We start from the raw sequence: 26,286 nt of genomic DNA, 5'->3' as shown, positions 1-26,286 counted from the left end.
TGATCTGTTGTTAGTTGTCGTCTTTACTGGCCTTCAGGCTAACAGCGCTTACTTTGGCCGGCAGCCAAACATCCATTTGCGAATGCCCCCTGTTAGCCCAGCTGTAGTAGGGGATGGCAGTTATTTCTCCCTGCTCTGTTTTCACACTTTTACCATCTTCTGAAGGTTTGATAACTGGTACGTTCGCTTTGATGGTTACAATGCCGTTCAACAGATCTTTGTTGAAAGAGGTACTGAAAGCCACATTGTCTGGAATGATAAAGCTTTGTTTGGTACCGGCATCATTCAATTGTTCCACACAGTAAATCAGCGGCCCTCTTTGCAAGGCTACCTTGTTCCTGTTTGCCCTGATGCTGTCTGTTGCAGCAACCATTCTTACAGGCATTGGCAGGTTAAGTGTGAGTACATCGCCCTTTTTCCAGTTACTGCTGATCACCGCATACCCGTTGTCGAGCGTGTATTTCACGGGTTTACCGTTAAGGCTCAGGTTTACGGTGCTGTCACTTTTGTCGGTAAAACGGTAGGTTGTTCCTGATGCCGGGTTGTTGTTTGCCCATCCCGGGATGCGCACATGAAGCGGGAATTTTCCTGCTGAAGATGAACCGATTGTGAGTTTGATCTGTCCGTTCCAGGGATAGCCGGTTTCCTGCTTTAACTCAACCTTTCCGTTTTTTAAAGGGATGGTAGTGCTGCTGCCTACAAACAGGTTAACCCATATATCATTAGCTGATGAGGCATAGATATAGTCACCCAATGATTCTACCAACCTGGCAATATTTGAAGGGCAGCATGCCGTGCCGAACCACTCGCTGCGTTGGTAATTGTTGGCGGATGCCAGCGGATTACCGTAGAAAAAGCGGTCTCCGCTCAATGAAAGGCCATCCAGCGCGCCGTTGTACAGGCTTTTTTCCAGTATGTCCACATATTTGGCATTCCCGGTAAGCAGGTTCATGCGTTCATTCCAAATGACCATACCTACTGATGCACAGGTTTCGCAGTATGCAGAGCTGTTCGGCAGATCAAAATCGGTGGTGAAGCCTTCATTGCTGCCTGATGAGCCGATACCACCGGTGATATACATGTTCCTGAAAACTACATCTTCCCACACGTGGTTCATAGATGTTAAATATCCCGGATCATTCTTGGCAGCGCCTACATCGGCCGCTCCGGTGTACAGGTACATGGCTCTTACTGCATGACCTTCTATCTGTTTCTGATCTTTAACCGGCACATCATCCTGGCAGTACTTTTCGCCCATGTCGCTGTTGGTCCATATGGCTCCTTTGCCGTATCCATGCCCGCGCTGCTGCAGGTACCAGTCGGCCAAATCAAGGTATTTGCTTTTTCCGGTAGCCTTGTACAGTTTCACCAAAGCCAGCTCTATTTCTTCATGACCTGATACCCAATGCAAATCCTTTTGTTTAAAAGTGGCATCGATATTATCGGCCACACGCATAGCAACATCAAGCAATTTGCGTTTGCCCGTGGTATTATAATAAGCTACCGCGGCTTCAATCAGATGACCGGCATTATAATCCTCATGTTTCTCCATATCGGTCCATCTTTTATCAATACCGCTGAGCGTATAATAGGTATTGAGGTAACCATCCGGCAACTGCGCTGCCGCTATCTTATCTATCCATTCATCGGCTTTTGCTTCAAGTTTTGGATCGGGATGATTCTTCAGTGAATAAGCGATCGCCTCGAGGGCCTTGTAAACATCCGAGTCATCGTAATAGATCCCCTCGTGTTTCTCGCCCTGTTTGCGCGCTACTTTTTCAAAATTACGGATCCGTGGTGTGATCACTTCCGTTTGATTGATACAAACCGGGATGGTTACAGTGGTTACCGTATTAATACGCGGTGACCAAAAAGCATCATTAATTTGTACCTGAGAGAAATTTACAGGTGTCATCTTAACCAAACCCTGCTGTGCCCGGGCGCTTACCGTTAGCAATACAGCTGCTGTAAATGCGGAAAATGCGGTGATCTTTGCTTTCATATGTTCATTTTAAGCAAAGCAGCGTGAAGTTCACGCTGCTTTGTGATTTTGTTATTAGTAACCGGGGTTTTGTTTAAGATTTGGGTTTGAGTTCAATGCAGGCTCCGGCAACGGAAAAATGATCTTCGTATCGCCCTGCGGTTTGTGTGAAAGCCAGCTTTTTTTGGTATAAACCCCAAACCGGATATCATCCCTGCGCCTGAAGCCCTCCCAGGCAAATTCATAACCCAGTTCATCCAAAAGTTTGCCGTATTGTACAACTGCCTGATCTCCTGCATCTGTTATTTTATAATTGTCTACGTAACCGTATTTGTAAACGGAGTTTTTGGCAAGATCGGCAGCTGTAACTGTCGCCTCTGCCGGAGCTTTTTTGAAAGCGCGGTTGCGTACGCTGGTTACGAGCGCTGCTGCCTGCACGGCATCGCCGGTTCGCAGCAAGCATTCGGCCTTCATCAATAATACCTGCCCGTACCGGAAAAACGGAAAGTCGTTGCTCAGGTTATTCATCGCGCCCAACTGAACCTCAAACTTGTTCATGCGGTAGCCTTCGGATTCACCGGTGAATAGACCGTTTGGCAGGTCTTTTGTGAAATTGAGGGGCTTGCCTGCCTGATCATAAGACCCCAGCAGGGGAGATCCATTCACAGCAAATTGTGGCCCCATTAACCAGGTATCTGTAAGGCGTTCGTCATTCGCGCTGTAGGTATCAATGAACTGCGAAACTCCCATAGCTGAACCTGAACCCCAGGGCGTGGCCTGCATATTCTTTTTGCCTTTAAGGGCACCATGCCATGAGAACATTTCTGTAAAAAATCCTTGGGCAAGTGTTTGATCGAATGGTATGGCAAAGATGATCTCCGGCGAATTTTCATTCTGCGTTTTGAAGATATCCGAATAGTTATTTTCAAGCGAGTACTTACCGATGATGTCATTACACTGCGCCAGGCATTCAGCCCATTTGGTTTCACCGCTATAGATGCCGGCATTCAGGTAAACATTGGCAAGTAAAGCTTTCGCCGCCCATTTATTGAACCTGCCGTACATCGCTTTATCCTGGCTTTCGCTCAGTTTAGGCAGCGCGGCATTAATCTCAGTCACCACGAAATTATAGATATCCTTACGGGAAGACATTGTAGGTAAAGTTTTATCTGTAGTGGTCACCAGCGGCGCGTTTCCAAAGTTGTCACAAACCAACCAGTAATAGAAAGCGCGTGCTACCTGAACTTCGGCCATAAACGATTCTTTGCTGACGCCGGTGGGCGGTTTGATCACATCCGTTTGGATCTGTGCGATGATGCGGTTCGCATTGATAATGCCTGAATAAAATGTATTGAACATATTACTCACCTGGGGGTCAAGCGAATTGTAGGTATGCAGGTGCATGTGTTTATAGATACCGCCGTCATCCCAGCCTGATGCGTTTGCCGGCATCACCAGTTCATCGCTGGTGGTTTCCTGCAGCATATAGTAATTGGTATGGCTAAACAGGTTTCGCATGTTGGCATATACAATGCCGATAGCGGCATTGGGGTTGTCATATTTGTAGGTTGATGAGGTAACGTCAGAAAAAACAGTTTCATCAAGGTTGTTTTTACAGGCCGTGAATACCGTTGAAGACAGTAATATTGCAACCACGGTGTTTTTGATAGTTTTCATAAAATGTCTTAATTAAAAGGTGAAAAATGCGCCCAGGGTATAGGTTGATGTTGCCGGGTAACGGTTCTTGTCATCCACACCCGGTGCCAGTACGTTTGAACTATTGTCAGACGTGAGAATGGAAACTTCCGGATCTATTCCTTTATAGCTGGTAAATGTTTTTAAATTGGATGCGGAAGCATATAACCGTATCCCCTTTATCACTTTTAGTTTCACCGGCAGGTTATACCCCAGCGTTACATTATCTATTTTCCAGAAATTGCCGTTTTCGATGTAATAGCTCACATATTGCAGCGACTGATCGTCGGCCAGAGGCACCTTGTCATAGATTTTATCGTACGATCCTTTTAATAAATTTCCGCGGGTAAGCATTACCGGAGCGCTGTAGAACAACTGTGCCGAATTATAGATCTGGAAACCAAAGGCTCCGCGCATGGTGATGTTCAGGTCGAAATTCTTGTAACTGAAAGCGTTATTCCAGCTCAGGTAATGTTTAGGCAGCCCGTTACCCAGTATCGTTTTATCGCTGGCTTGCTGATTGGCTATAGGTTTCGGTTTGCCGTCGGCTCCCTGGATGATCCAATGGCCTGTCTCGTCAATGTCTAAGCTTTTGAACCCGTAAAAATTACCCAACGGCTGCCCAATCTGCACACGGCCTGTTTGCTGCTGAATTGGTTCTCCGGTGTAACCTACATCAAAGAACCCGCTCGCCAGCTGAAAATTCTTGTCTGATAGCGAAAGTAGCTTGTTCTTGTTTGTAGAGTAGTTTACAGAGGTAGTCCACTGAAAATTGGTTGTAGTAACCGGTATGGCATTAACCTGCACTTCCAGTCCCTCATTTCGCATAGAGGCGGCATTAGCTATGATATTGCTGTACAGATAGGGCGGCGAAGCCACCGGGTAGTTGAACAGCAGGTCGGTGGTCTTTCTTCTGTAGGCATCGATAGTTCCGCTTAACCTGTTGTTAAAGAAGCCGAAATCGAGACCGATATTGATCTCCGCTTTCTTCTCCCAACGCAGATCAGGGTTGGCATTGCTCGACGGATTAACCACCTGGATGAACTGGCCGTTAAAGTAATTGTAGGTGTTAAAGTTCAGTCTGTCGAGTGACTGATAGGGCAGCGCCGGCTCTGTTCCGGTGATACCGTAACCAGCCCGCAGTTTCAGGTTGCTGATGGTTTTATTGTCCTTCAGGAAAGATTCTTTCATCACATTCCATCCGGCGGAAACGGCCGGGAAATTTCCGTATTTTTTATTGGCGCCGAACTTTGAAGAGCCTTCACGGCGAATACTGGCACTTAACAGGTACCTGTCCTTAAAGGTGTAATTCACCCTCGAAAAGTAGCTCAGCAGCCTGTTTTGAAACTGGTTTGAACCAAGAGTTGCCTGGCCCCTCGACAAAGCAAGCCCCGCACCGATGTTGTTATAGGTGAACTCGTCTGTCGGAAAGTCGAAATTCGACATGTTTGAACTTAATGAGTTGAACTGACGCCAGCTGTAGCCACCCAGCACATTCAGCTGGTGATCGCCCAGTACTTTATTGTAGGTTGCCGTAACTTCAAGCAAGTCCTCCTGTGTACGGGTGTTGCCTACATAGGCATATCCGTTTTTACCGTCGTGGATGGTAGAGTATTGTTTTTTGGTTTCGTAATAACCAATGTTACTGGTGTTCAAATCTCTCGAACCCAATGCCTTGATGCTCAGTCCTTCGAAAGGCAGGTAGGTAATTGTTCCTATAGTCCGGAAGTTGTTGTTTTTGGTTTGGCCTATCGAGTTCTCCAGCAATGATACCGGGTTCTGATAATCTGTTTTATCAGGATGCTCGACAAATGTACCGTCGTCATTCTTTACACGGTCGGTAGGGTTATAGGTTAAGGCATTCCTATACACATTGGGGTTATAACCGCCTCCCGTACTTCCGGCGTAAAACCGCTGCTGAAAGCCGCTCAGGTTGGCATTCAGTTTCAGTTTGCCGTCAAACATCGTGTGATTGACCTCGATACGCGGGTATAGGATGTTATTGTTCGATTGCTTGATGATACCCTCGAGGTTCCTGTAGTTCAAGTTAACCACATAGTTGGTGTTTTGCGTGGCACCTTTAAAGCTTAAATTATATACTTGCGAGAACGGCGTTTGGGTTACCTGGTCCAGCCAGTTGGTATTATAGCCGTAATCTGTAGCTCCCGGTTTTTTTTGTGCAACCAGCTGCCGGTATTCGTCGGCATTCATAAAGTTCAGCTTTTTGGTGATGCGCTGGGTTGTAAAATAAGTGTTAAGTTCTATTGCGGGCGGGGTATTGGCTTTTACCTTTTTTGTGGTGATGAGGATAACGCCGTTGGTGCCCCTGGTACCGTATATAGCGGCTGCAGAACCATCTTTTAGTACATCGATCGACTCAATATCTTCCGGGGCAACGGTGGTAAGGGTTCCGGGTACGCCATCAATCAGTACCAGCGGTGCCGTGCCGGATGAAAGGGTGGTGATTCCGCGAAGGTTGATTTGGGAAGTAGCAGTAGGATTTCCGTCTGTGGTTACGATCGCCAAACCTGCAACTTTTCCGCGAATAAGCTGCCCGGCATCGGTGGCAGATCCTTTAACAAAGTTCTCCGATTTAACGCTGGCAACAGCACTGGTGATATCGCCGCGGCGCTGCGTACCGTAACCCACCACAACCACTTCACTAAGGTTGCGGGGTTCATCTCTCAATTGTACATCAATAACGGTTTTATCACCGGTTAGTACAACCTCAGTGGTAAAAAAGCCGAGGAAACTAAAAACAAGGGTGCCGCTGTTATCAGGGATTTTTAGCTGGTAGCTGCCGTCAGTGTTACTGGTAGTACCCAGCCGGGTTCCTTTAAGTATAATACTTACACCCGGCAGGGGCAGGTTCTTGGAATCGGTTATTTTGCCGGTGATCGTTACCGGGATGTTCTCCTGCACCTTCAGCTGTATCGGGTCTTTAACACCTTTAATAGCAATAGTTTGCTGTATGATAGTATAACTCACCGGCAAACCATTAAGACACTGATCCAGCACCTGGCCTACCGTTGCATCCTCGGCTTCAACAGATACCAGGGTTGTTTTCAGCAGATCCAGCTTACTGTTATAAATAAAATGATAGTTACTTTGTTTCCTGATCAGTTGCAGGATCTTTTCTACCGATACATTTTTTTTGTGGATCGTGATGTTTTGTGCAAGGGTCCGGGCATGTACCTGTATAAGTGCAACAAACATGATAATTGCAATAAGTTTCATAACCAGCAATAGTTTGGACATACCCGGCCATATAGCCCCGGGCTTTAATTTAAATTTCATACTTTCGTAAAGTTTGGGTTAAACGCTTAAGTTCAATTCTTCAATTCTGATGATTTGGAGCCCAGGCTATAGCCGGTATGTGGAGCAAACACTTACCGGTTTTTTTATGCCTTGCAACTGATGGTAAGCTGCATTTATGTTATAAAAAAACTCCGGATCTTTTACGAGGGTTGGTGTATTTCTTTTTTCATATACGGGTTTTTAGGTGAATAATTGGGTTAATCGGTTTATACAGATAGCAAACGTCAGCCTTCTCATGTGCTGTCGCCTGTTTAGTTCAGTACTTTTATCGTTTTTCCGTTGATGCTGAATTTTGCACCCTCAAACTGCAATAGGTTGATCAGGCCGGAAAGGTTCACATTTCTGGACATGCTGCCTGTTATCCTGATATCAGAGGCCTGGTCGCTGTAGGTCACATCCAGGTCATACCATCGTGCGGCACTTTGCATCACTTCCCTGATAGATGAGTCCTTAAATTCGAAAAGGCCGTTTTTCCAGGCGATAGCCTCGTCAGTATCCACTTCGCTTACGCTTATCCCGGCCTGCTGTGCAGTAGCGTCCAGCCGTGATTGCTGGCCCGGTTTAAGTTTAACCGTACGGTTGCCGGAAAGTATTTTTACGCTGCCTTCCAAAAGTGTTGTTTTTATTATCGGTTCATCCGGATAGCTGTGAACATTGAAATGGGTACCCAAAACTTCAATGGTTTGACCGTTGCTAATCACCCGGAATGGCTTCAGCGCGTTATGGGCCACTTCAAAATAAGCCTCGCCGGTAAGTGTTACCATTCGGTCGTTGCCGGTAAATGCGGTAGGATAGGTGATGGACGATGCAGCGTTTAAGAATACTTTTGTTCCGTCGGCCAGGGTAATATTGTATTGACCACCACGGGGAGTGGTAAGAGTATTGTAACTTAATCTCCCTGTATTTACGTCAGCATCCTTGTAAGCGATCTGACCGTCAGCCTTTTTATCGATCTGTACGTCATTGTCCGTGGCCAACCGCCCGTTCTTCGCGCCTGTTAGCTGAATCTTTTGCCCGCTTGCCAGTGTAAGTACCGCCTTGTTTCCGCCCGGCGATACATCATGAGCTTTGGCCGGCTGATGAGGTATGGCGGCTGTAAGTACCGGTTGTTTCTTTTGATAAATAAAGATACCAGCTCCCAAAACAAAAACTATAGAAGCCGCAGCCGCAATCCTTGACCAAAGCCCAACAGTGCTTTTCTTCATAGGGAGGTTTGCCCTGATCATCGTTTTTTCAAAAAGCTCGGTTTGCAAATGTTCAAAGTTATCAGCATCTGAAAGCACCTGCTTTTCGCTGAGCGAGGCATACCAGTTCTCCACCATGTGCCGCTCCCCGGGCGTGGCTGTTCCGTTTAAATATTTTTCAATAAGTTGATCTGCTTCCTGCTGGGTCATGAAATTGGTCTTATTACCTGGTCGGTATATGAATAAGACACATGGAAATAGTGCCGGGGGTATCGGGCGTGAAAATAAATTTAAATGACAGGCCGCGGGTTGAAAACAGGCCTAACGTAACAGTGCAAGCAGCAGCACAGCGGCCCCGCCTGATTCCTTTAAGTTATAGCGGATCACCTTAAGCGATTTGTGAATTTGTTTTTTTACCGTTTCGTCTGAAGTTCCCAGCAGCTTACCGATCTCTTTGTTTGACAGATTCTCTTTTCGGCTTAGTTCAAATACTTGTCGCATGCGGGGAGGGAGCGAGGCTATTTCTTTTTCAATAGCTGCCATCAGGTCCCGGCTGTCAATGTATTGCAACGTTTCATCGCTGGCCTCCGTAGCGTAGGCTGCCAGCGCGCCGAGGTAGTCATTTTTATACTTATTCTTACGGATGGCATTCAATACCTTATGCCGCGCAACTGTATATAGATAACCAGCAAAATTGCTTGTTTCCGGAATTTTTTCGGGGTGCAGCCATAAACCGCTGAAAACATCCTGCAAAATATCTTTGGCATCCTCTTCATCTCTCAGCATCTTATAGATGTGACCGTACAGCAGCCTCCAGTAACGGTTGTAAATAACCGTGAAAGCACGCTGGTCTCCCGACTTCATCAAGCCGGCCAGTTCTGAATCCGATAAAGTAATTAAAGGGGACAATTGGTTTTTTAAAAATCGAATCTACACAAAAGATCATCAAGTGCAACATTTTCATTACAATGATGATATAAAATCAAACACACATCCGAATGGAACTGTCACAGCATCAGTATTTAACACATGATATGTACAAACAATTCTTGTGCTGTTTGCCAATAAACCATTACCTGATGTATTGTATTGCGGCAATGTGCTTTGGTAAATAGTTCTTTCATTTTGGCCAACCTTTAATTAAGGGGGCCTTTTTGCACGCTAACCAGGTAATTGCCGACTTCTGTACAATATAGTCGGAAATAGATTATTGGACACCCAATGACTGATGTAAGGTTAATAATAGCAATGGTAAAATCACATTCAAACAAAGAACAAATATTATTTCCCAACAATTTTCTTTCGGTGTACAATGCCCCAAGCTGAAAGTTCGCTGATAATGGTTTGCAGCGTATTGCCGTGATCGGTCAGTTCATATTCAACAGTTATGGGTTGTGTGGCTAAAACGGTTCGCTTTATCAACTCGTTTATTTCCAGCTCCTTCAATTCTTTACTCAGCATTCTGTTAGAAACTCCTTCAACATCATTCAAAATATCAGAAAACCGCCTTTTGCCATAACAGCATATCGACGAGATAATAGCAATCTTCCATTTCCCGTTCAACGCATCCATTGCATCCTGAACCGACCTCATCCTCTTCTTTTGCTCCTGTTGAAACTCTGTTATTTTGCACCTCATAATGTTACTTGGTTACACCTGTGTTACTGTTATTTTTAAGTACAAAGTTACTAAAAGTAACTTAACAAGTATACCTTCGTTGCTCAAATATTAATAATTAAAAAAATGAGTAAACTGAAAAATAAGGTTGCCGTTATTACAGGTGGCAACAGTGGTATCGGGTTTGGCATTGCCCGGGAATTTAAAAATGAAGGCGCTAAAGGAGTTATTGTCGGCAGAAACCAGGAAACTTTAGATAGTTCTGTGGCGCAACTTGGTGATGACTTTATAGCCATAAATGCCGATGTAACCAACCTTGGCGACCTGGAAAGGGTGTTTAAAGCAACAGCTGACAAATTTGGTAAAATAGACGTGATCGTAGCCAATGCAGGTGGCGGAACTATAGGAACCGTGGCGGATATTAGCGAAGCCGACTATGACAAAACAATGGATTTAAACTTGAAAAGTGTTTACTTCACTGTTCAAAAAGCACTGCCTTACATGAATGATGGTGCTTCTATTATCCTCATCGGGTCAAATGCCGCGCTTAGGGCTTATTCCTCATTTACGCTTTATGGTGCTGCAAAAGCAGCGGTGATCTATTTAGCAAAAGGCTTTTCAAGCGATCTTTTAGATAGAAAGATCAGGGCAAATGTAATAACACCGGGCACAACAGATACACCGGCGTTTGACAAGTTTGTCCCTGCGGAGCAAATTGACGGTTTAAAGCAACATTTTGCAAGTGTAATGCCCACAGGCAGAATAGGACAACCATCTGACATTGGTAAAACAGCAGTTTTTCTCGCTTCTGATGATTCTTCGTTTATGCTGGGTGCCGAACTCTTGGTTGATGGTGGCATGACGTATTTGTCTAAATAATTACAATAATTTCCAAAAATGAGTAAGTCAGAAAACAAAATAACGAGCTATGCAATTATCGGCTTCGGCAAAATCGGCCGGGCCCTCGCCAAAGCGTTTGCCCGCAATGGTATCGAAGTATCTGTTGCAACCACGCGCAATCCGGAAAGCTTTTCGTCCGAAGCAGCTGCGATCGGCCCCGGGATCATTCCTGCAACACTGGCGGAAGCCGTCAAAGCGGACGTCATCTTCTTGGCCGTGCATTTCGAATCACATCCGGATGTCGCGAGGGTACTCCCTAACTGGCAGGGAAAGATCATTGTTGATGTAACCAATGCCTACGGCGTGCCTACGGAAAAGTTGGGAGGACAGCCTTCTGCAATGGTCGTTGCACAGGCCTTCAATGGTGGAAAATTGGTTAAAGGATTCAACCATTTGATCGCTGCAATTCTTGAGCAAGACCCAGCCGTACATGGCGGCAGAAGGGTTGTATTCCTGGCGAGCGATGATGGCAGCGCGGAGGCGGAGATTGCTGCGCTTGCGGAAAATCTCGGTTTTGCGCCAATCAAACTTGGCGGGCTTTCGGAAGGCGGACTGCTTGTGCAGGCGCGCGGAAAAAGCTGGGGGCAACTGATCTTTAAGGACCTGGTTAAGTTCGATTGATGAATAATGATAGCAAATTTCGATGCCATCCTGACTTTTCAACAGATAGAAACACAATTTCATTGTAAGTTTCTTTTAAATCCCTGTTTCTCATGAAGCAGGGATTTTTGTTGCTTTAAATTACTATTGGTAATAGAGAATCTCAGTTGCCAATTAGGCGTGCTGAGTGATTAACGGTGTTTGTTTTGTTGTCATTTATCAGGCAACTTGAGTAAATTGCAAATTATTATACACTTGAACGATGTCTAATTTTGAAGCGTTTTTCGATTACATTCAGCAAATATCAGGCAAACTGCTTTCAGATGATGATAAGCATTTGTTGATGGAACATTTCAAACCCAAAAAACTCCGAAAACGGCAATACTTTTTGCAGGAGGGTGACGTATGCAAATATATTGGGTTTATTGTGAAAGGATCTGCCAGAACCTTTACAGTAGATGAAAAAGGACACGAACATACGTTGAAACTATCTTTGGAAAATTGGTGGCTGGCCGATTTTGAAAGCTTTTACCTCTTAACTCCAAGTCGCTTTAATATTGAAGCGCTGGAGAATCTGGAGGTGCTGCAATCAACCAATGCACAAATTGAGGAGTTTCTTAAGCGTATACCTGCCTTTTCAGCGATGTCGAACCTGATTAGTCAAAATTACACCATTGCTAATCAAAAAAGAGTGCAAGCCGCTATGAGTTATACGGCTGAAGAGCGTTACGAGGAATTGATCAGCAGTTATCCGCAATTTATACAGCGATTCCCGCAAAACATAATCGCTTCTTATTTGGGTTTATCCCGGGAAACTTTGAGCAGGATTAGGAAAAACTTTTCCAAATAGATTTTATTCAGGGATGATATTCGGTATCTAAATGATAATATTAGGATAATCAATTACCTGACAGAAACGCCATAGCATTCCTGCAAACAACACGCTTAATATATCTTCCGCAAAACATCCGGCTTCCCATTGCCGCTTTAAAATTCTATCTCAATATAGCTTTCTGAATGCAAAAAAAAGTTCTGTCAACGCAGAATATGCCGTTGTAATTTTTCTGAGTTTTCTGTCGCCTTGCTTCTTTAATTTATCTTAAGTTGTTGTTAATAAATTAGTTATGAGAGTAATGTGATTTAAGTCACAACTATAAATTACCCTAAATCACAGTTACTTAATGATACATGTCAATAAAAAGTCTGTTACCGGATTGCATTTTTGGATATACTTCAGAACAGAAAATACACCTGAAGAATTTGAATATTTAAACATTTAGAAAACATGAGTAAATTAAAAAACAAAGTAGCGGTAGTTACCGGTGCTTCAAAAGGAATAGGTGCAGCTATAGCAAAACACTTTGCGGCAGAGGGCGCAAAGGTGGTTGTAAATTATGCTTCAAGCAAAGAGGGCGCGGATAAAGTAGTGAAGGCAATAACCGACAATGGCGGCATTGCCATTGCAGTGCAGGCCGATGTATCGAAAGAAGCCGATGTAACCAGGCTGTTTGAAGAAACCAGTGCGGCTTTCGGCACGTTGGATGTTTTGGTAAACAACGCGGTTTCTCAAGGGTATGCACCTATTGAACTCATCTCGGTAGAAGGCTTCCATCAAAGTTTCAATGTCAATGTGCTGGGGCCAATTCTTACTATCCAGGCAGCGCTGAAACTTTTCGGCGATAAGGGTGGGAACATTATCAATATCAGTTCGGGGGCAAGTAAATACCCTCTTCAAAATGCCTCGTTGTACTCTGCAACCAAAGCGGCACTAGATGCCTTTACAATTGCTTTATCTAAGGAGTTGGGTGCAAAAAACGTTCGTATCAATTCTGTATTGCCGGGTGCTACTGAAACAGAAGGAGCAACCAGCGCTGGCGTAACTGCCGGCAGTGAGTATGAAAAAATGTTTGTCGAAAAAACACCGCTTGGTCGCAGAGGCCAGCCCGAAGACATTGCGAAAGCTGTTGTGTTTCTTGCTTCCGATGATGCAGCCTGGATTACGGGAGAGCAAATTTCCGTGTCGGGTGGCATGTATGGTTTTTAAACTTAAAAAAAATGAAAGATAACGGGACGAGATTATTGGTTGGTGGAGATTTTACTAAAAAACACTAATAAACGTTTTAAAAGTATAGCTTCTTTCAAAACCCTGCTTCCGGAAGAAGCAGGGTTTTTATTGATATTTTGTGATTTAAAATGCATCATATAATGATAATAAATATGTAATGTATTCTTTATAAGGCAAATAGGAATAATAATAGCATGATTAATTTTCGAGTAAAGTAGTTAAGTTAGTTACCTTACTGGGTAACACTACGGCGGCAATTCATGATGTGCGTTTGCTGCGTTGATTTGAACAGAATTCATAAGGCGGCATGTAATTCCCTTACGAATCCGTTATTTATTTCCCTGTATTTTTTGCGGTAATCAAAAGGTGTTTCGCCTTTTAACACTTTAAACTGTTTGTTAAAGTTGGATAGTGTAGGGTAGCCTATTTCAAAAGCGATTTGGCTGATGGGGATATTTTCATCAAGCAAAAGTTTGCACGCGTGATCTATCCTTACATCCTTCACAAAATCTGAAAACGATTTGTTAACGCGCGATTTAAAGAATCTGCTGAATGAGGTAGGGGTCATGCTCACAAGGTCGGCGGCAGATGCAAGGGTGATATTGCTTTTAAAATTGTGCATTACAAATTCGTATATGCTGTTCATCCGGGTGCTTGTTTTATCGTTTGGAGTGGCCGAAAGAGGCGTTTGTGTGAGCAGTATGCAATCGGGCGAATCGGCCATCAGGTTTAAGATGTTCAATAACTGGATAATACTGTTAAGGCCCTTCATTTGTAAGAGGGCCTTTAGCATTTCCTTTAGTTTCGCGTTTGTTGCCCCGGTAACCTCAATGCCCATTAACGATCTGTCAAACAAGCTTTTTAATTTTTCAAATTCTTCATTGCCAATGGAATCGGCCAAAAAATGCTCATTCATATAAAGCACTATTCCGCTGGTTTGCAATGCTGTTTTCGTGTCAAAGTACTCCTTATCGCTGCGCCATAGGTGTGGTAAATTGGGCCCGGTAAATACAATATCACCTTCGTTAAATGATTTTATATTATCGCCTATAAAGCGTGTGCCGCGTCCTTCCACCACATAAAACAATTGATACTCGGGGTGCGAGTGTATATGCGGATCGAAATAATGCGATTGCAGGTGTTGTATAACAAAAGATTTGCTTTTAGGTATAGGGCTTTTCTTTACTATGCTTCTCATATATCAAAAATAGGATAGCATGATCATCTTGCATACAACAAAATGATATAATATAGTCTTTTTTGGGCAAAAATCAGCAATGAAGCTTCATTAATAATTTGGATAATTGTTCTGCCAATAATTATAAACATTTATGAAATCAATCAACCGGCTCATTTCGGGAGTCATCTTAATAGTTGTGTGCAGTTGTTCAAGCAAAATTCATAAAAGTACAGCGCAAATATCAGATGCAGCGCCTCGCCGTGCCGAGGTACTGTTTCTCGGGCACGCGTCAAAACACCACGATTCATACAAATACGCGCCGATGCTGGCTTCGGCGGTTTTTAAAAGCGGTATCAATATAACCTACACCGATGAACTTACCGATCTGAATACCGAAAATCTGGCAAAGTACGACGCATTGGTGATCTATGCCAATTACGACACTATTGGTAAAGCCGAAGAAAGCGCTCTCCGGGCATTTGTTGAAGGTGGTAAGGGCCTGGTGCCATTACATTGCGCTTCATTTTGTTTCCGTAATTCAAACTGGTATGTACAGGCCGTAGGGGGGCAATTTAAAACGCATACAACCGGCAGGTTCCCGGCTGTAATAGTAAACAGCAAGCACCCGGTGATGAAAGATGTACCTGCTTTTGAAACCTGGGATGAAACATATGTTCACGATAAAATAAACCCCGATAAAACGGTACTTACCGAAAGGGTAGATGGTGATCATCATGAGCCATATACCTGGGTACGTAAACAAGGTATGGGGCGTGTTTTTTACACAGCTTACGGGCATAATGATAGTACCTGGACCAATAAGGGCTTTTTAACGCTGGTGAAAAACGGACTACTGTGGGCTTTGGGCGATAAGGTTAATAAACAGGTAAACGCGTTACAGGTTCCACAAGGCACATATACAGCGGCCGATATTCCTAATTATGAAAAAAGAGATCCGGCGCCAAAGTTTCAGGCACCGTTTTCGCCTGCCGAATCGCAAAAATTGGTTCAGGTACCGGTTGATTTTAAGGTTGAGCTTTTCGCGGCCGAACCCGACGTAATTAATCCTATTGCGATGGCATGGGACGAGAAAGGGCGTTTATGGGTAATTGAAACCATTGATTATCCGAACGAAGTACGAACCGATAACGGTACCGGGCAAGATCGTATAAAGATATGTGAAGACACCGATGGCGATGGCAAGGCCGATAAATTCACCATTTTTGCCGATAAGCTGAATATACCTACCAGTATCGTGTTTGCTAACGGTGGTATAATTGTAGCGCAGGCGCCTAATTTCATCTTTCTTAAAGATACCGATGGTGATGATAAGGCCGATGTACGGGAAAATATCATAACGGGCTGGGGCAAAAGCGATACCCATGCCGGGCCATCAAACTTAAAGTATGGCTTTGATAATAAGATATGGGGGGTACTTGGTTATTCAGGTTTCGATGGCGCTGTTGGCGGCAAGCAAATGAAGTTTGGACAAGGGGTTTATAATTTTACGCCCGACGGTAAACAGCTTGAATTTTTAGGAAGAACCAGCAATAACACCTGGGGACTGGGCTTTTCAGAAGAGAACGATGTATTTATCTCCACTGCCAATAATACACATAGTGCCTTTTTAGGCTTGCCCGCGCGTTATGTTAGTGAAGATGCAGGCCAGAAAAGGGATTTTCAATCGGTTAAAAAGCTCGACGGGCATTATGATATGCACGTGGTATTCCCTAATCTTCGGCAGGTTGATGTTTTTGGCGGCTTTACTGCGGCGGCAGGCCATAACCTTTACACTGCACGTAATTACCCCAAAAATTACTGGAACCGAATAGCCTTTGTTTGCGAACCAACAGGGCGTGTAGTGCACCAGGCCATATTGAAACAAAATGGAGCCGGTTTTACCGAAACAGATGGCTGGAACCTTATGGCCAGTGCCGATGAATGGGTTGGCCCCGTACAAGCCGAAGTGGGTCCCGATGGCGCCGTTTGGGTAGCCGACTGGTACGACTTTATTATCCAACATAACCCAACACCACGTGGCTTTGAAAACGGGAAGGGGAATGCCTATATCAACCCGCTGCGTGATCATGATAAAGGACGTATTTACCGCATTGTATATAAAAACGGCAAAAGCTACACACCAATAAAACTATCTAAAGATGATATTCCGGGTTTAATAGCAGCGCTTGAAAGCGATAACATGTTTTGGCGGATGACGGCACAACAGCTGCTTGTTGAAGGAAAGAATACCGCTGCTATACCCGCGCTTATCAATATCATAAACAGTAAAAAACAGGATAATGTGGGCCTGTCTGGCACTGCTGTTCACGCTTTGTGGGTGTTGAAAGGATTTGGTGTTATAGATGGCAGCAATCCGCAGGTTATGCAAGCGGTTGTAGGGGCTTTACAACACCCGGCCGCCGCTGTACGAAAGGCGGCTGTACAGGTGTTGCCTTTATCAAATGCCGCTTTGAAAGAAATTATTAAGGCGAATGTTTTAAATGACACCGATGCCCGTGTGCGTGTAGCTGCCGTATTGGTACTGGCCGATCATGCGCCTGATAATAATATCGGAACCGTAATATATGATGCAGCCAATAATGAGAGCAATAGTAAGGACGAATGGGTAAGCAAAGCCTTGCAGGCAGCGGCAATAAAACATAAAGCAGGCTATTTAGCGGCATACGCTAAGAAAAGCACGCAAGCCGGTACACTTAATAAAAGTATATATGATGTTCTTGAACAAACAGGAAAAGCCAATACCGGGTCAACTACCGAAAAATCAAAGTCAGGTTTGCCGCCGGTTACTATCAATTTAAAGGTAGTGGAACATGTGATGCAATTTGATAAAAAACTGCTTACCGTAAAAGCCGGGCAGAAGGTTATCCTCAATTTTGAAAACCCCGACTTTATGTAGCATAACTGGGTGCTGATAAAACCCGGTACCACCAATATAGTTGGCAATGCTGCCGACGAGCTGGCCCGTGACCCTAAGGGGGCCGATAAGAACTATGTACCTGAAATACCCGAGGTACTTAAGTCATCGGCATTGCTTAATCCACAGCAAAAAGTAACTATCGAGTTCATCGCGCCCGAACAGCCCGGCTCATACCCTTACCTGTGTACCTTCCCGGGCCACTGGCGTATTATGAACGGAATATTAAAAGTAATTAAATAAAAAGCCCATAATAAAAGCACATGAATTTAAAGGTAACGTATGGTGTTAGCACGTGGTTGTGGGCATCGCCATTTTGTAATAATACCATCGCGTTGTTCGGCAAAATAAAAGCGATGGGGTACGATGTGGTAGAAATACCGGTAGAAGATCCGGCGCTTATTGATACCGCGTTAATAAAAAAGGCTTTAAAAGAAAACGACTTAAAGGCGGTAATATGCGGCGCGTTCGGTCCGGAACGTGATCTTACCCATGATGACACGGCCTATCATCAAAAGGCTTTTAACTATATAGAAGCCTGTTTGGAGATCTGTAATCAGCTTGATGTGCCTTTTTTTGCAGGGCCAATGTATTCGGCTGTTGGCAAGGCGCGTTTAGCATCGCCCGAGCAGCGTAAAATAGAATGGGGCAGGGCCGTTGAAAATCTCACCGTAGTTTGTAATATGGCCAAAACAAGGGGTTTAAAACTGGGTATTGAGCCCCTGAACCGTTTTGAATCGGACATGATCAATACTGCTGCTGATGCCTTGAGGCTTATCGGCGATATCAATCACCCTGCCGCCAATATCGCTTTAGACGGTTTTCACATGAGTATCGAAGAGCCCGACGTGGAGGCCGCCATTATTGCGGCCGGCGATAAACTGATCCATCTCCAGGTATCCGAAAACTATCGTGGCACGCCCGGTACAGGGCAAACTAACTGGGCCGCTTACAAAGCCGGGTTACAACAAATAGGCTATAAAGGCATCATTTCGATAGAAAGTTTCACCCCCGAAGTAAAGGAGTTGGCGGGCGCGGTATGTATATGGAAACCACTGGCTGCCAGTCAGGATGAGTTTGCCAATAACGGTTTGCGATTTTTAAAAGAGGTTTTCAAATAATAATCAAATACAAACATGAGCGAGAAAAAGATCAACGTAGCAATTGTAGGCCTGGGTTTTGGTGCCGAGTTCATCCCGATATACCAAAAACATCCTGATGCCAATATGTATGCTATTTGCCAGCGAAACGAAGATAAGCTGAATGAAATAGGAGAGGCTTTTGGTATAAATAAACGCTACACCAGCTACGCTGAATTATTGAAAGATCCGGAAGTACATGCGGTACACATTAACACCCCTATACAAAGCCACGCAGAACAGGCAATTGCCGCTTTGCGGGCGGGAAAGCACGTAGCTTGTACGGTACCCATGGCCACAACGGTTGATGAATGCCGCCAAATTGTAGAAGCGGTGCACGAAACAGGCTTAACTTACATGATGATGGAAACCGTAGTATACAGCCGGGAGTTTCTCTTTATAAAGGAGCTTTATGAAAAGGGCGAATTAGGAAAGATCCAGTTCCTCCGCGGTTCGCACCAGCAGGAAATGGCCGGCTGGCCGGGCTACTGGGAAGGCTTGCCGCCTATGTATTATGCCACGCACTGCGTTAGCCCCGTACTGGCATTGCCAAAAGCAGAGGCCGAATACGTATCATGTTTTGGTTCGGGACGAATAAGCGAAGAATTGATCCCTAAATATGGTTCGCCGTTCGCTATAGAAAGCTGCCATATAAAATTGAAAGATTCGGATTTGTCGGCAGAAGTTACACGTTCGTTGTTTAACACTGCAAGGCAATATCGCGAGAGCTTTGATGTGTATGGCTCAAAAAAAACATTCGAGTGGACACTGGTTGAGCATGAAGAAAGCGTGATACATACCGGGGAAACACCCGAAAGAGTGAAGATACCTGATTACGCCCATTTACTGCCGAAAGAGATACAAAGCTTCACCACACAAGGTGTTTATGGCGACGATGGCGAAACACACTTATCATTCATACAAGGCTCAGGCCATGGCGGCTCGCATCCACATTTGGTTAACGAATTTTTAAGCGCGCTGGTGCAAGGCAGGCAGCCATACCCAAATGCTGCGCAATCGGCAAACATCACCTGTGTGGGTATTTTAGCGCACGACTCGGCCATGAACGGCGGCGAAAAACGGTATTTGCCCGATTTTACTTTTAACAAAGCCTGATGATAACAATGAGTTTAAATTAGTTTTTGAGTTGAGATAGTTGTATTCAAAAGGTAAAAAGCTGCATAATAATACGGTATTGCAATAGTTCAGCTATATTTAGCTCATGTACAAAATATTAAAATGCAAGTCAGTTTTATTGGCGTTATCGTACTTGTTTTTTTATAACACAGTTTCCGCGCAAGTCGGTCAGCCAAGGGCCGGGTATAAGCTGGTATCAGGAAACGATTGGGTAAAAGCTAAAAATTATTATTTGCTCACGCTGTTGCAATATGATAAAAATGCCCAAGCGCTTTTAGCTGCCGATGCCGCGCTTACTGAGCTTGCTCAAAAAAAGCTAAACAGTTTGCGTGCCTCGCTTACCGAATGTAAAGATGCTTTATGCCTGCCTGCCCGCCTCAAATTCAGTACTGAAGAGATAGGCCAGGTAAGTGCCCGCCTTACCGCTTTGTATAAACCCGGCAACGCTTTAGATAAACTGGTAAAAGAGCACCTTGCGCCGTCCGGTACCTATATTTACTACGATGCCAAAAGCCCTGCCGAACTATTGGTAAAGGCCTGGGAGCAGGATGCCGGCGCTGTAAATCATGCCATTGAAGTTTACGCCGAAGGCAAAAAGCCTAACTATCCACAAATAGATTCTATAAGCTTTGATGTAACTAAAAAGAACTATTACATATTGATGTATGATTGCTCGGCCGAAGTGGCGGATGTTGTTAACCAGCAATCACTCTTCTTCGAGGCGCCGCTGCATGCCGCATTGGTATACCTGGAGATTAACGAGCGACGCAACGCGGCCGATTGCGAGCCGATGGCAACTACCGCTAATCGGGCCGCAGCCGAACGGGTAAAACAGATCAACTGGGCATCATATCCTTACTCGCACATTTTAGTGCCCGGTGCCGGGCCCGATAACCCGACCACACCCCTTAGCGGCGAAGGTATGCTGCGCTGTAAAGCTGCCGCCCGGCAGTATTTTGCAGGTAAAGCGCCTTTTGTTGTAGTATCCGGCGGAGCAGTGCATCCGTTTAAGACTATCTATAACGAAGCTGTGGAAATGAAGAAATACATGATCAACAGCTTACATCTGCCCGAAAATGCCGTCATCATTGAACCTCATGCCCGTCATACCACAACCAACATTCGGAATGATGTGCGCCTTGTTTTCAGGTACGGGATGCCATTGGCAAAACCAGGATTAATAGTGACCGATAAATATCAGAATGATTTTATAATTACGATAGACAAGCGCTGTATCAGCGAATTGAAATATGTTCCGCACAAGCTTGGCAAACGTTTATCTGAAACAGCATTGGAGTTTTACCCTGTTATTACTTCGTTGCAAATAGATGCCGACGAACCGATGGATCCTTGATCAGACCCTGATTTTACCACGGCCGATGAGGAGCCCGCCCCGAACAATATGTGTATTTCTTAAAACTAACTTAACATTGGCGTGGTAAATTTGGCGTCAATATGTTTCAGGAGCCACAATCAGATACTACATTATTATACTTGATTAAGGATGGCGACCACGCTGCATTCGATCTCCTGTTTGATCGCTATTGGGAACGGCTGTACAATGCGGCTCATGCACGTGTTGGTGATGATGCTGTGGCCCAGGATATTGTGCAGGAGCTCTTTATTACAATATGGCAGCGCAGAGATGTTTTAACCGTACAGCTTTCGCTGGAAAGTTATTTGTTTAGCGCGGTGCGCTTAAGTGTGATCAGCCATTTTCGCTCACGTAAGGTTAACGAGGTAAGGCTTGAAGATGCCATGCACCGTGTAGAATACCTCGAAAGCGCTGTAGACACTACGGCTGATTATCTTGAACTGGAAAAAACCCTTGCCGAAGCTGTTGACCGCATGCCCGAAATGTTACAGAAAGTATACACGCTGCGCAGCGAAAATAAAACGGTAAAAGCTATAGCCGGCGAATTAGGCATAGCCGAACAAACTGTAAAAAACTACACGGCCGAAGTATCCCGCAGATTGCGGAAAACGGTCATCGAAAGGCATCCCGAAAAGCAGGCTACCTATCTGGCCATCATTATTGCCCTCCTTCACAATTAATTAATATAAGTTTAATGGTAATTATAAGTACTTCCGGCGGTTTTCAGCGACATGTAACTGAAACACCACAGGATGAACATAGATAATTTTAAAGAAAAACTGCAAAGATATGAAGCCGGTACAGCCAGCGAGGCCGACCGCGCGATCATTGAAGCGTGGTACCGCTCCTATCAGCCCGAAGAAAACCAGGTAAGTGACCCGGTAAAATCAGCTGCCATAAAACAGGCTATTCAGCAAAATATACACAAGCAAACCGCTGCAAAAACTGTACGTCTAAACTTCTTCTACCGTATTGCCGCAAGCGTTGTGCTCCTTATCGGCGCGGCATGGCTGGGTTACTCGGTTTTTAAACCTGCTGCTCCCGAAAAATTCAACATGGTAAAAACGGGCATAGGCGAACTGAAAGAAGTAATGCTTCCGGATAGTTCGGTGATGTGGGTAAACGCCATGAGCCGTGTAAGGATAAGCGAAGATTTCAGCGGCCGTTTCCGTAAAGTATATATTGATAACGGCGAAGCTTTTTTCAAAGTAAAACATGATGTGCAGCGCCCCTTCAGGGTTTATGTATCCGGCTTGCAGGTTCAGGTGTTAGGTACGTCTTTTAACATCAGCGCCTATTCGGGTATGCCCGAGGTGCGGGTAGGAGTAGCCACCGGTAAGGTAGCGGTAATGTTTAACGATAGTACCATTGCTATGCTCACACCCGGTAAGGAACTTTCGTTCAACCGCGACAACCATATTTACAATCAACACAATGCCGACATTGGCCAAAGCCAGGGCTGGCGCGATGGCCGTACTTACCTTAACCAGGCCAGCTTTGCCGAGCTGGCGGTTGTGGTGAGCAATCTTTATAATATTAAGTTAAAGCCGGCCAATCAAAAAGTAAATCATTACCAGTTTACACTTCGCTTACAACGCGGTATGCAAACAAGTGAGGTGCTCAATGCCATCAGCATTATTCATAACACGCATTTCAGAAAGGAGGGGAATGAAGTAGTGCTCTATTAAGAGAATTAACCGGCTTCCGTTGCTCCGGAAACCGGTATTAAAATTTACGCAGGTACAGGTTTGCCGACCTTGCCTGCAATGCTTAGCAACTCATTTAGTATTAATTACAAAGCCATTCAAAAATATGATTTTTTATACAAAAACGTGGAGACAGTTTATGCGTATCACCTGTTTATTACTTTCCATATCTATAACAGCGCTGCTATCCGTAAGGGCAACCGACCTTAGTGCCCAGGGCGTTAAACAACGCGTGGATATCTCCGTTCAAAACGAGAACCTGTTATCTGTTATTAAAAAACTGGAGAATAAAACCGGTTTAACCTTTGCCTATGACAACAATTACCTGAAGCTGTCTGAAATACCGGCAAACCCGAGAAATTACAGCAACCAATCGCTCGAAACCGTTTTGTCGGCCATATTCAGCGGGCATAACATCGGCTTTAAAGAACAGGCCGGTAACATCCTGCTGTTTAAGCAGGAGTCGGGCAAGGTAACCGGTAAGGTGACTGACGAAAACGGATTATCACTGCCCGGTGCATCGGTAAAATTAAGCGGTACCACCTACGGTATAAGTACTGATGTTAACGGAAATTTCAGCCTTACCGTGCCCGAGGGCGAATACACCGTCACCGCAAGCTTTATTGGTTATAACCCAAGCGAGAGCCGCATAACCGTTAAAGGCAACCAAACCACCGTTGTAAACCTGAGGCTGAATGCAGGCAACCAATTAAAAGAAGTAACCGTAAGTTACGGTAAGCAACGCGCACGTGAGGTAACCGGCTCCATCGCGCAGCTGGACTCACGTCAGTTGGAGGATATGCCTGTTAACCAGTTCGCGCAGCAATTGCAGGGCAAAATTGCCGGTGTACACGTTGCGCAAACCAGCGGACAGCCCGGTCGTGGTGTAGAATTCAGGATACGCGGCGCGGCATCATTTTATGCCAGTAATCAGCCCCTTTTTGTGGTAGATGGTAACCCGATAACAGGGAGTATCAATAACATCAACCCATCTGAAATTGAAAGCTACAGTGTGTTGAAAGATGCTTCTGCTACTGCGCTTTATGGTTCACGCGCGGCAAACGGTGTTATTTTGATCACTACCAAACGCGCTAAACCCGGCGATGCCAAGATAGAATTTAACGCCAACTACGGCGTGCAGAAAATACCATCAGAACGTGTACCAAAAATGATGGATGCCCAGGGGTTTGCCCAATACATGAAAGAGAAATTTGAGGATGCCCGCAAATACGAAACCAATTATACCACCCCAACTCCGGAAGAATACCTTAACCCCGAGCAATATGGCAAAGGTACAGATTGGTATAAACTGCTCACCCGTACGGCACCTATCCAAAACTATGATCTTACGGTGCGTTCGGCAGGCGAGCGTTCTTCAACATCGGTTATATTGGGTTATCAGGAGCAGCAGGGTGTTTTGATCAATACCGGTACCAAGCTTTATTCGTTACGCATCAATCACGATCTTAGCCTTGCCAATAACAAAATGAAGGTAGGCTTTAACGTTGCGCCAAGCTATCGCCTGGATCATAACAACCGCCTGAATACCGATGGTGTAGGTGGTTTGTTCGAGCGTATATTTGAGGCAAGTCCGCTTAAAACACCGTATAATGAAGACGGTACCTATAACCGCGATACTTACTCGCCGGGTATGGTGGCCTATATTAACCCGCTGGCACAGTTCAATCTAACTCAGGATGATTATAAAACTACCCGCATTTTAGGTAACGCCTACCTTAATTACGAGTTTTTGAAAGGCCTTAGCCTTAAAACCAATTTTGCTGTTGATAAGGGTGCCGAAACACGTAAGTACTTTCAATCGGGCGTAGTAACATCTACACCGGGTAAAGCTACCGGCACAAGCAGTTCAATTGATAACGGTTCGTACACGGCCGAAGGAAACCTTGTATATAACAAAAGCTTTGGCGATCATAACCTCGAAGCGCTGGCAGGATATTCGGTACAAAAATTCAGCAGCAGCAGCAACTCGCTAACCGGTGAAGGTTTTCCGGATGATGAGATCCCTTACCTTTCTGCCGCCTCAACCATTACTGCGGGTACAAGCGGTTATACTGCTTATTCCTTGTTATCAAGCATAGCCCGTATCAACTACAATTATAAAGGCCGTTACTTATTGCAGGGAGCTGTTCGCCGCGATGGTTCTTCGCGCTTTGGCGATAATCAAAAATATGGCACATTCCCATCGGTATCAGCAGGCTGGATTGTGAGCGATGAGAATTTTATGAAAGATTACTCTTTCATCGATCTGTTTAAAATTCGCGCCAGCTATGGTATAACCGGTAACAACTTCTTTGGCAACTACGAGGCGCAGGCTACTATTGGTAAATATTACTATGTAAACGGCGGTTCATCTGTTCAGGGGCAAACTATTAACCGCTTGCAAAACACCGAGCTAAGCTGGGAACGCAATAAGCAGTTTGATATAGGTTTTGACTTATCACTGTTAAAAGATCGCCTGCATATTACGTATGATTACTATCGCAAAACCTCGGACGACCTGATCATGAACCGTCCGATACCAAAGGCATCGGGCTTTGTAAGTATACTGGATAACGTTGGGGTGATCTCGTTATGGGGGCATGAGATATCAGTAAACAGTACCAACCTTACCGGTGAGTTGAAATGGACCAGCAGTTTCAATATTTCTTTCGACAGGAATATCATCAAGAAACTGGTTAGTCCTGGCTTTATCCGTCGTAACAACACGGTATCGTCCGATTATTTCCGCCAGCAGGAAGGTCATCACCTCGGTGAGTTTTATGGTTTCGTGTTCGAGGGTTTATATAAAGACGCCGAAGACCTGGCCAACTCGCCGAAATATGGTACAGCATCTGATGTGGGCACTATCAAAGTTAAAGACATTAACGGCGATGGTAAAATTGATGATGTTAACGACCGTACCTTTATTGGCGACCCTACACCAACCTTCACCGGTGGTTTTACCAACAACTTCGTTTACAAAAATTTCGATCTGAATATTCATACGTCTTTTTCGGTAGGCAGTAAAATATTAAATGCCGCCAAATGGGCGTACCAAACCAATATGGATGGCTCACGTGTAATGCTGGCCGCAGCAGCCGACAGATGGCGTTCGCCTGAAGACCCGGGTTCGGGTATTTATCCACGTACCAAAACAGGTACTACCGCTATGGGCCGCCAGGTAAATTCGCAATGGGTTGAAAATGGGTCGTACTTCACCATTAAAAATATATCGCTGGGCTACCGCTTTAATATGAATAATTCGGTATTAAGCAGCCTGCGCGTGTATGGTTCGGTACAACAGGCATTTGTGTTTACCAGTTACAGCGGTTTAAACCCCGAGATCAACTTCGCGGGCCAGGATCCAACGCTGGGTATAGGTATTGATGAAAACGCATACCCTATTCCCAGAACCTTGTCGTTCGGTTTAACAGCAACTTTTAAATAACAGCCA

The 26,286-nt window shown here is 44.8% G+C and carries 19 protein-coding genes; 12 read left to right on the top strand and 7 right to left on the bottom strand.

Features of this window, described 5'->3' with window-relative positions; all coding sequences use genetic code 11:
* Window positions 1-10 precede the first annotated feature (10 nt).
* The 6 genes from ABD894_RS12230 to ABD894_RS12205 form a co-directional block, all read right to left on the bottom strand.
* Window positions 11-2,002 (bottom strand): glycoside hydrolase family 127 protein, encoded by a 1,992-nt coding sequence (locus ABD894_RS12230; RefSeq protein ID WP_345211322.1) that lies wholly within the window; start codon window positions 2,000-2,002, stop codon window positions 11-13.
* Window positions 2,003-2,056: 54 nt separating this feature from the next.
* Complete coding sequence (locus ABD894_RS12225) at window positions 2,057-3,658, bottom strand: RagB/SusD family nutrient uptake outer membrane protein (protein ID WP_345211321.1); 1,602 nt, start codon at window positions 3,656-3,658, stop codon at window positions 2,057-2,059.
* A gap of 12 nt (window positions 3,659-3,670) precedes the next feature.
* Window positions 3,671-6,973: a SusC/RagA family TonB-linked outer membrane protein gene (locus ABD894_RS12220; protein WP_345211320.1), complete on the bottom strand. Its 3,303-nt coding sequence runs from the start codon at window positions 6,971-6,973 to the stop codon at window positions 3,671-3,673.
* Window positions 6,974-7,245: 272 nt separating this feature from the next.
* On the bottom strand, window positions 7,246-8,388 hold the full coding sequence (locus tag ABD894_RS12215; protein ID WP_345211319.1) for a FecR family protein: 1,143 nt from the start codon (window positions 8,386-8,388) through the stop codon (window positions 7,246-7,248).
* 111 nt (window positions 8,389-8,499) lie between these two features.
* Window positions 8,500-9,042 carry an RNA polymerase sigma factor gene (locus tag ABD894_RS12210; protein ID WP_345211318.1) on the bottom strand — a complete coding sequence of 181 codons (543 nt, stop codon included), beginning with the start codon at window positions 9,040-9,042 and terminating at the stop codon, window positions 8,500-8,502.
* 417 nt (window positions 9,043-9,459) lie between these two features.
* A complete protein-coding gene (locus tag ABD894_RS12205; RefSeq protein ID WP_345211317.1) occupies window positions 9,460-9,816 on the bottom strand; it encodes a winged helix-turn-helix transcriptional regulator in 357 nt (118 codons plus the stop codon).
* Between the two features lie 105 nt (window positions 9,817-9,921).
* Between ABD894_RS12205 and ABD894_RS12200 the strand changes: the two genes are divergently transcribed.
* The 4 genes from ABD894_RS12200 (at window position 9,922) to ABD894_RS12185 (ending at window position 13,339) form a co-directional block, all read left to right on the top strand.
* Window positions 9,922-10,674 carry an SDR family NAD(P)-dependent oxidoreductase gene (locus ABD894_RS12200; RefSeq protein ID WP_345211316.1) on the top strand — a complete coding sequence of 251 codons (753 nt, stop codon included), beginning with the start codon at window positions 9,922-9,924 and terminating at the stop codon, window positions 10,672-10,674.
* An 18-nt stretch (window positions 10,675-10,692) separates the two neighbouring features.
* Window positions 10,693-11,316, top strand: a complete 624-nt coding sequence (locus tag ABD894_RS12195) for an NADPH-dependent F420 reductase (RefSeq protein WP_345211315.1) — start codon at window positions 10,693-10,695, stop codon at window positions 11,314-11,316.
* Window positions 11,317-11,557: 241 nt separating this feature from the next.
* The gene (locus ABD894_RS12190) at window positions 11,558-12,145 is read left to right on the top strand and encodes a Crp/Fnr family transcriptional regulator (protein WP_345211314.1); all 588 of its coding nucleotides are present in this window, start codon (window positions 11,558-11,560) and stop codon (window positions 12,143-12,145) included.
* A gap of 435 nt (window positions 12,146-12,580) precedes the next feature.
* Window positions 12,581-13,339, top strand: coding sequence for an SDR family NAD(P)-dependent oxidoreductase (locus ABD894_RS12185; protein WP_345211313.1), 759 nt, complete (start codon window positions 12,581-12,583; stop codon window positions 13,337-13,339).
* 316 nt (window positions 13,340-13,655) lie between these two features.
* Here the strand turns inward: ABD894_RS12185 and ABD894_RS12180 are convergent, their stop codons facing one another.
* Window positions 13,656-14,558: an AraC family transcriptional regulator gene (locus ABD894_RS12180; RefSeq protein WP_345211312.1), complete on the bottom strand. Its 903-nt coding sequence runs from the start codon at window positions 14,556-14,558 to the stop codon at window positions 13,656-13,658.
* A 133-nt stretch (window positions 14,559-14,691) separates the two neighbouring features.
* Between ABD894_RS12180 and ABD894_RS12175 the strand changes: the two genes are divergently transcribed.
* The 8 genes from ABD894_RS12175 (at window position 14,692) to ABD894_RS12140 (ending at window position 26,280) form a co-directional block, all read left to right on the top strand.
* Window positions 14,692-17,457, top strand: coding sequence for a PVC-type heme-binding CxxCH protein (locus tag ABD894_RS12175; protein ID WP_345211311.1), 2,766 nt, complete (start codon window positions 14,692-14,694; stop codon window positions 17,455-17,457).
* A gap of 9 nt (window positions 17,458-17,466) precedes the next feature.
* Window positions 17,467-17,718 carry a cupredoxin domain-containing protein gene (locus tag ABD894_RS12170; protein ID WP_345211310.1) on the top strand — a complete coding sequence of 84 codons (252 nt, stop codon included), beginning with the start codon at window positions 17,467-17,469 and terminating at the stop codon, window positions 17,716-17,718.
* Between the two features lie 20 nt (window positions 17,719-17,738).
* Window positions 17,739-18,596 (top strand): sugar phosphate isomerase/epimerase family protein, encoded by an 858-nt coding sequence (locus tag ABD894_RS12165; protein WP_345211309.1) that lies wholly within the window; start codon window positions 17,739-17,741, stop codon window positions 18,594-18,596.
* A 15-nt stretch (window positions 18,597-18,611) separates the two neighbouring features.
* Entirely contained in the window at window positions 18,612-19,730 is a 1,119-nt protein-coding gene (locus ABD894_RS12160) for a Gfo/Idh/MocA family protein (protein WP_345211308.1), read from the top strand.
* Between the two features lie 106 nt (window positions 19,731-19,836).
* Window positions 19,837-21,105 carry a YdcF family protein gene (locus ABD894_RS12155; protein ID WP_345211307.1) on the top strand — a complete coding sequence of 423 codons (1,269 nt, stop codon included), beginning with the start codon at window positions 19,837-19,839 and terminating at the stop codon, window positions 21,103-21,105.
* 101 nt (window positions 21,106-21,206) lie between these two features.
* Window positions 21,207-21,806: an RNA polymerase sigma factor gene (locus ABD894_RS12150; RefSeq protein WP_345211306.1), complete on the top strand. Its 600-nt coding sequence runs from the start codon at window positions 21,207-21,209 to the stop codon at window positions 21,804-21,806.
* Between the two features lie 72 nt (window positions 21,807-21,878).
* Window positions 21,879-22,814: a FecR family protein gene (locus ABD894_RS12145; protein ID WP_345211305.1), complete on the top strand. Its 936-nt coding sequence runs from the start codon at window positions 21,879-21,881 to the stop codon at window positions 22,812-22,814.
* A 157-nt stretch (window positions 22,815-22,971) separates the two neighbouring features.
* Entirely contained in the window at window positions 22,972-26,280 is a 3,309-nt protein-coding gene (locus tag ABD894_RS12140; RefSeq protein ID WP_345211304.1) for a SusC/RagA family TonB-linked outer membrane protein, read from the top strand.
* Window positions 26,281-26,286: the final 6 nt, after the last annotated feature.

The sequence above is a fragment of the Mucilaginibacter gynuensis genome (assembly GCF_039541195.1).
GTDB lineage: Bacteria > Bacteroidota > Bacteroidia > Sphingobacteriales > Sphingobacteriaceae > Mucilaginibacter > Mucilaginibacter gynuensis.
The sequence above is the reverse complement of the archived record's forward strand: the minus strand, read 5'-3'. Positions and strand labels throughout refer to the sequence as shown.